The 6,350-nt window shown below is 72.7% G+C and carries 6 protein-coding genes; 3 read left to right on the top strand and 3 right to left on the bottom strand.

Annotation, left to right across the window (positions count from 1 at the left end):
- The first annotated feature begins 190 nt into the window (after positions 1-190).
- Complete coding sequence (gene cysS, locus K933_RS11860; RefSeq protein WP_023394973.1) at positions 191-1,666, top strand: cysteine--tRNA ligase; 1,476 nt, start codon at positions 191-193, stop codon at positions 1,664-1,666.
- A gap of 67 nt (positions 1,667-1,733) precedes the next feature.
- Here the strand turns inward: cysS and K933_RS11855 are convergent, their stop codons facing one another.
- Both K933_RS11855 and K933_RS11850 read right to left on the bottom strand, forming a co-directional pair.
- On the bottom strand, positions 1,734-2,675 hold the full coding sequence (locus tag K933_RS11855) for a universal stress protein (RefSeq protein ID WP_023394972.1): 942 nt from the start codon (positions 2,673-2,675) through the stop codon (positions 1,734-1,736).
- 68 nt (positions 2,676-2,743) lie between these two features.
- Positions 2,744-3,028, bottom strand: a complete 285-nt coding sequence (locus tag K933_RS11850; protein ID WP_023394971.1) for a DUF357 domain-containing protein — start codon at positions 3,026-3,028, stop codon at positions 2,744-2,746.
- A 498-nt stretch (positions 3,029-3,526) separates the two neighbouring features.
- Between K933_RS11850 and K933_RS11845 the strand changes: the two genes are divergently transcribed.
- Both K933_RS11845 and K933_RS11840 read left to right on the top strand, forming a co-directional pair.
- A complete protein-coding gene (locus K933_RS11845) occupies positions 3,527-4,639 on the top strand; it encodes an NAD(P)/FAD-dependent oxidoreductase (protein WP_023394970.1) in 1,113 nt (370 codons plus the stop codon).
- A 95-nt stretch (positions 4,640-4,734) separates the two neighbouring features.
- Positions 4,735-5,019: a DUF7545 family protein gene (locus K933_RS11840; RefSeq protein ID WP_023394969.1), complete on the top strand. Its 285-nt coding sequence runs from the start codon at positions 4,735-4,737 to the stop codon at positions 5,017-5,019.
- A 70-nt stretch (positions 5,020-5,089) separates the two neighbouring features.
- Here K933_RS11840 and K933_RS11835 read toward each other — a convergent pair whose 3' ends face one another.
- Entirely contained in the window at positions 5,090-6,256 is a 1,167-nt protein-coding gene (locus K933_RS11835; protein ID WP_023394968.1) for a M24 family metallopeptidase, read from the bottom strand.
- Between the last annotated feature and the right edge of the window lie 94 nt (positions 6,257-6,350).

Raw genomic sequence — 6,350 nt, 5'->3', positions numbered from 1 at the left:
TCGCTACTCGTCGTCGTCGGCCGCCGCGACGGCGCCGACGCGGTCCGGGCGGTCGAGGCGGCGCTCGCGGCGTGAGCCCGGGGGGTCGCGCTCGCGGACGGGCCGTGCGACCGACCGCGCGGTCGATCGCCGCGCGGCGCGATGTTCGACCCTTTAAATCGGAGGCCGCCGTAGCGCCGGCCGACACGCAATGGTGTCCGTGACCAACACCCTGACTGGCGACGAGGAGTCGTTCGAAGTCGACGGCGACGAGGTCCTGCTGTACGTCTGCGGGCTGACGGTCTCGGACGAGGCGCACCTCGGTCACGCTCGCCTGTGGTTCCACGCCGACGTCCTCCACCGCTGGCTGTCGTACCGCGGGTACGACGTCCGGCACGTCGAGAACTTCACCGACGTGAACGAGAAGATCGCCGCCCGCGTCGGCGAGCGCGACGGCTGGGAGACCGAAGCCGACGTGGCGGCCCACTTCACCCGCGAGGTGATCGAGGACATGCGCGGGCTGAACCTCAAGCGCGCGGAGGTGTACCCCCGCGTCTCCGAGCACGTCCCCGAGATACTCGCGCTCGTGGAGACGCTCGTCGAGAAGGGGTACGCCTACGAGTCGAACGGCTCGGTCTACTTCGACGTGACCGCCTTCGACGGCTACGGCGACCTCTCGAACCAGGCGCTCGAGGAACTGGAGGCGCAGGGCCACCCCGACGAGCGCTCGGAGAAGCGCAACCCCGCCGACTTCGCGCTCTGGAAGGCCGACGGCGTGAGCCCGGCGGCGGTCGAGGAACACCGGAAACACGACCACGGGGGGGCGCTCCCGACCGGCGAGACGTGGGAGTCGCCGTGGGGCGAGGGTCGGCCGGGGTGGCACGTCGAGTGCTCCGCGATGTCGATGACGCACCTCGACGAGACGCTCGACGTCCACATGGGCGGGCGCGACCTCGTCTTCCCCCACCACGAAAACGAGATCGCACAGAGCGAGGCCGCGACCGACCGCGAGTTCGCGCGCTACTGGCTCCACGTCGGCCTGCTCCAGACGGAGGCGGACAAGATGAGTTCGAGCCTCGGCAACTTCTTCACCGTCGCCGACGCCTTAGACGAGTTCGGGGTGAACGTCGTCCGGACGTTCTACCTCGGCGCGCAGTACCGCGGCGACCAGGTGTACTCCGCGGAGGCGATGGAGGAGGCCGAAGAGCGGTGGGAGCGGCTCGAACGCGCCTACGAGAGCGCGGTCGACGCCTGCGACTCCCCCGACGCCCGCGCGAAGGCGGAGGACCCCGCGCTCCGAGAGGCGGTCGACGACGCCCGCGAGCGGTTCGGAGCGGCGATGGACGACGACCTCGACGTGCGGACGGCGTACAACGCGCTGCTCGACCTCGCGGGCGCGGTCAACCGCCACGCGGACGACGGCGTCCCGTACGACTACCGCGGGCTCCGCCGGGCGGTCGAGGCGTTCGAGGACCTCGGCGGCGACGCCTTCGGTCTCGAACTCGGCCGGGAGGCGGGCGGCGAGGTGGACCTCGCGAGCGACCTCGCGGAACTCGTCGTGGAGGTGCGCGAGGCCGAACGGGAGGCGGGCAACTACGAGCGCGCGGACGACCTGCGCGACCGACTGGAGGCGCTCGGCGTCGACGTCGAGGACGCCGACGACGGCCCGCGCGTCCGGTTCGACTGACGGCCCGCGCGCCGGACGCGGGCGTCCCGTCGGGAGGAGTTCGCGGACCCGACCGGCGACCGGTCGGTTACGTTCCGGCGTCGCTCGCGCCCTCGCCCTCCACGTCGGCGGCGTCGGCGGGGACGACCAACACCGGGCGGTCGGCGAGTCGGACCACCTTCTCCGCGACGCTCCCGAGCAGGTAGCGCTCGACGCCGCCGCGTCCGTGCGTGCCGACCACGATGGCGTCGGCGTCGGTCTCGGTCGCCCGCGCGAGGATCCGCTCGTGGACCGACCCCTGCTCGACGCTGGTCTCGACGTCGACGCCCGCCGCGCGCGCGTCGTCGGCGACGGCGTCGGTCGCGCGCGCGGCGCGTGCGTCGAGCGCCTTCTCGACCTGTCGTACCGCCTCGCCCTCGGCGCCCGTCGGCCCGGCGGCGGTGGCGAGGTCGGTCGAGTCGACGACGCTCACCACGTCGAGGGTGGCGTCGAACGCCGACGCGAACGCGACCGCGGTCCGCTCTGCGGCGGCCGCGGCGGCGCTGCCGTCGGTCGGGAGCAGCAGCCGGCGGTACTCCCCCTCGCGGCCGCCGTCCGCGTCCGTGGTGTGGACCGCGAGCACCGGCACCGGCGAGGTCCGGACCACCTTCTCCGTGACGCTCCCGATCAGGTAGCGTTCGACCCCGCTCCGGCCGTGGGTGCTCATCACCACGCAGTCGACGCCCGCCTCCTCGGCGTACTCGCGGATGGCGTCGGCAGGACTCCCCTCCCGCACCGCGGTGACGGCGTCGAGACCCGCCGCCTCGACCCGGCGTTCGGCGTCGGCCACCACCTCCTCGGCCCCCTCGCGCGCCTCGCGCAGGTCGGTCACTTTCGAGAGCGTGTACGGGTTGACCACCGAGCAGACGTGGACCCGCGCGCCCGTCCCCGTCGCCAGCGCGAGCGCGTAGCTCAGCGCGTCGGCCGCGTGGTCGCTCCCGTCGACCGGTACGAGGAGGTCGTCGAATCCGAGTTCGGCGAGTTCGCTCACGGACGGCGGTACCACGCCGCGGGAGAAAAAGCCACCCGGGGTTCCCGGCCGGCGGCGCCGCGAGCTACTCAGACGGTGAACAGGTCGGCGTCGTCGGGCACCCGGAACAGCCCCAGGCGAACCCCGCAGTCGAGCCAGCCGTAGCCGTACGAGTAGGCCGCCAGCGCGTTGACCGGGTCGTCGGCCGCGCGGAAGTGCCGGCCGTCTTCGAGGTAGGAGACGGCCATCTCCCGGCACTCGAGCGCCGCGTCGTACAGCGGCGTCCCCGCCGGGACCGCGAGTTCGGCCGCGTCGAGGGCGGCGTCGAGCATCTCGCCGTACCGGGTCGTCTTCTCGTCGAGGTCGGCTGGCATGCGTGGCGTGTGGTCTCTCCGTCGGCGCCCTGAACGCTTCGACTAGCCGGCTCGCGTGCCATCCAGTTCGTTTGAGGTCGATTCCGTCGTCGCGGGCGGTAGAACGCGACGGTGACCGCGGACACCTCGGAAGCCCCCGCCGTCTCGGCTCGCGCGACTCGCCGCGCTCCGCGTCTCGGTCGCTCGCTCCGCTCGCGCCCTCGACTGCGGTGCTCGCTTCGTCGTGCTTCGCCGAGACGGCGGCCCCTTCCAGTCCCACCCGTCGGTTCATCGGCCGAGCGTCGGGTGGTCGGGTCGGCGGGGTGCCGTCGTTCGGACAGCCGCTCGCGCCGCCGCGGGCTGTCGGGTCGGTCGGTCCGGTTGGTCGGCCGCGTCGCCGCCGATGGGTCGATATCACGATCGTTCGGGCGCGTTGGGTCGTCTGCGGCCGCCTCGGACGTGCGCGGAGGCGGTCGGACAGCACAACCTACAAACCCGCGAACACAGTAGATCCAGTCAATGAGTGACGCCTCCGACGCCCCGGACGCAGCCACCGACGCGGACGACCCCGAGGTCGTCGAACATCGGACGCTGATCGTCGCCGGCACCGGCGCGGCCGGACTGACGGCCGCCATCTACGCCGCGCGCTCGAACAACGACCCGCTGGTGTTCGAGGGCGACGAACCCGGCGGGCAGTTGACGCTCACCTCCGAGGTGGAGAACTTCCCGGGCTTCCCCGAGGGGATCAACGGCGCCGAGTTCATCACCGAGACGAAGAAGCAGGCCAAGCGGTTCGGCGCCGACGTGATGAACGGCGTCGTCGAACGGGTCGATGATTCCGACCGGCCGTTCCGGGTCGAACTGTCGAACGGCGACGTGTACACCTGCGACTCGTTTATCGCGGCGTCGGGCGCCTCGGCGCGCACGCTGGGCATCCCCGGCGAGGACGAACTGATGGGGTACGGCCTCTCGACGTGTGCGACGTGTGACGGGGCGTTCTTCCGCGGCGAGGACATGCTCGTGGTCGGCGGCGGCGACGCCGCGATGGAGGAGGCCAGCTTCCTCACCAAGTTCGCCGACACGGTGTACCTGGCCCACCGCCGCGAGGAGTTCCGCGCGGAGGACTACTGGATCGACCGCCTGATGGGCCACGTCGACGACGGCGACGTGGAGATCCTGCGCAACACCGAGGTGACCGAACTCCACGGCTCCCGCGAGGACGGCGTCGAGTCGGTCACGCTGGTGTCCAACCCGGCGGGTCACCCGACCGACCGGCTGGACGACCCCGAGACCGACGAGCGGGAGTTCGAGGTGGGCGCGGTCTTTTACGCCATCGGTCACACGCCGAACACCGACTACCTCGCGGAGACGGGCGTCGAACTCGACGGCGAGGGGTACATCAGAACGGCGGGCGGCGACGGCGGCGGCCAGACCGAGACGGGCGTCCCCGGGCTGTTCGGCGCGGGCGACGTGGTCGACTACCACTACCAGCAGGCGGTGACCGCCGCCGGCATGGGGTGTAAGGCCGCCATCGACGCCGACGCCTACCTCGAAGAGCGGGCTCGCGCGGCGGAACACGGCCAAGAGGAGGAGACGGAGGCGGAACCCGCGGCGGTCGAGAGCGACGACTGATCGGGAGCCGAGCGAACGCGCCCCGCGGTCGGGTTTCCCGCCGACCGACGCGCTGAGACGGCGGACCTTTACGTCTCCCCGTCGACGGGGCGAGCATGGCAGACACCGAGACGTACACGGTCGAGGGCCCGGACGGCGACACCGACGCGGTCGAACTCCCGGCGGGGCTGGTCGACATGATGGCCGAACCCGGCGAGGAGCCGACCCACGTCGTCACCGACGTGGTCCTCCAGGCGTTCGCCCAGCAGGCGCACGCGATCGCACACCACAGCCAGGGCGAGACGCCCGCGGACGTCGACGAGATCAACGAGACCGCGGAGGAACTGTTCGAGGAGCGGTTCGGACAGAGCCTCGAGGAAGCGATGGGCCACTCCCACTGAGGCGCCGGAGCCGCTCGGCTTCCGCCCGACCCGCCCGAAACACACCGCTTCTTCGCCACGCCCGTCCCGCTCAGCAGCGCCAGCCGCGGTCGGTGTGGTTGACTCGCTCGCAGCCGTCGGCGGTCACGGCGACGAGGTCCTCGACGCGGACGCCGAACTCGCCGGGGAGGTAGACGCCGGGTTCGACGCTGAACACCATTCCCGCCTCCAGTTCGCGGTCGTTGCCCGCGACGACGTACGGCTCCTCGTGGACGTCGAGACCGACGCCGTGGCCCGTCCGGTGGACGAACTCGTCGCCGTAGCCGCCCGCCTCGACGATCCGCCGGGCGGCGGCGTCCACCTCGGCGGCGGTGACGCCGGGTTCGACCGCGCCGACGGCCGCCTCCTGGGCCTCGCGGACGAGCGCGTGGACCTCCCGGACCTCCGCGCTCGGGTCGCCGTCGAACACGAGCGTCCGCGTCTGGTCGGAGACGTAGCCGTCGACGCGCGTCCCGAAGTCGAGGACGACGGGCTCGCCCGACCGGATCTCGCGGTCGCCGTGGGTGTGGTGGGGCATCGCGCCGTTCGGTCCCGAGCCGACGATGGTGTCGAACGAGACGCTGTCGCCGCCGTGGGCCGCCAGCCGTTCCTCGACGTAGTCGGCGAGGGCCGACTCGGTCGTCCCCACCGCCTCGGCGCCCAGTTCCCGGAGGTCCGCGAGCGCGGCGTCGGCCGCCTCGCCCGCCCGCCGGAGCGCGTCGAGTTCGGCGTCGTCCTTCCGGACCCGGAGTTCGGAGACCGCCTCGCTCGCCAGCCCCAGCGTGGCGTCCGGTAGCGCCCGCCGGAGGTCGAGCGTGAACCGCGCGTGCATCGTGTCGTCGACGAGTAGCCGCGGCTCCGGGGGGAGATCGAGGTCGGCGACGACCGACTCGACGGCCGCGACCGGGTCGTCGCCGTCCGCCCACGTCCGCACGTCCGACACCCACGACTCGGCGCGGACCTGTTCGGCGTACAGGTCGGGCACGAGGAAGGTCGGGTCCGGCGTCGTCCCGCCGCCGTCCACCGCGCCGTCGCCCGCCTCGCGTCCGCCCGGCGCGGCGGGGACGAACAGCAGCAGGTGCCGCTCGCCGGGCCGTTCGTCGAACCCCGAGAGGTACCGCAGGTTCGGGCCCGGGAACAGCACGAGACAGTCGGCGTCGCGGTCGGCGAGCAGTCGCTGCCCCTCGCGCGTCCGCCGCTCGTAGGCGGTGTCGTTCACGCGCGCCCGTTCCGCGCGGGTCCCAATCAACCCTCGGTCGCCGGGCGGCGGTGCGTTAGCCCTCGACGGGCGCGCTCGGAGCCGACGGCGCGGG

It is taken from the genome of Candidatus Halobonum tyrrellensis G22, from assembly GCF_000495475.1.
GTDB classification, from domain to species: Archaea; Halobacteriota; Halobacteria; order Halobacteriales; family Haloferacaceae; genus Halobonum; species Halobonum tyrrellense.
Note: the sequence above shows the minus strand (reverse complement) of the source record. Positions and strands in the feature narration are given on the sequence as shown.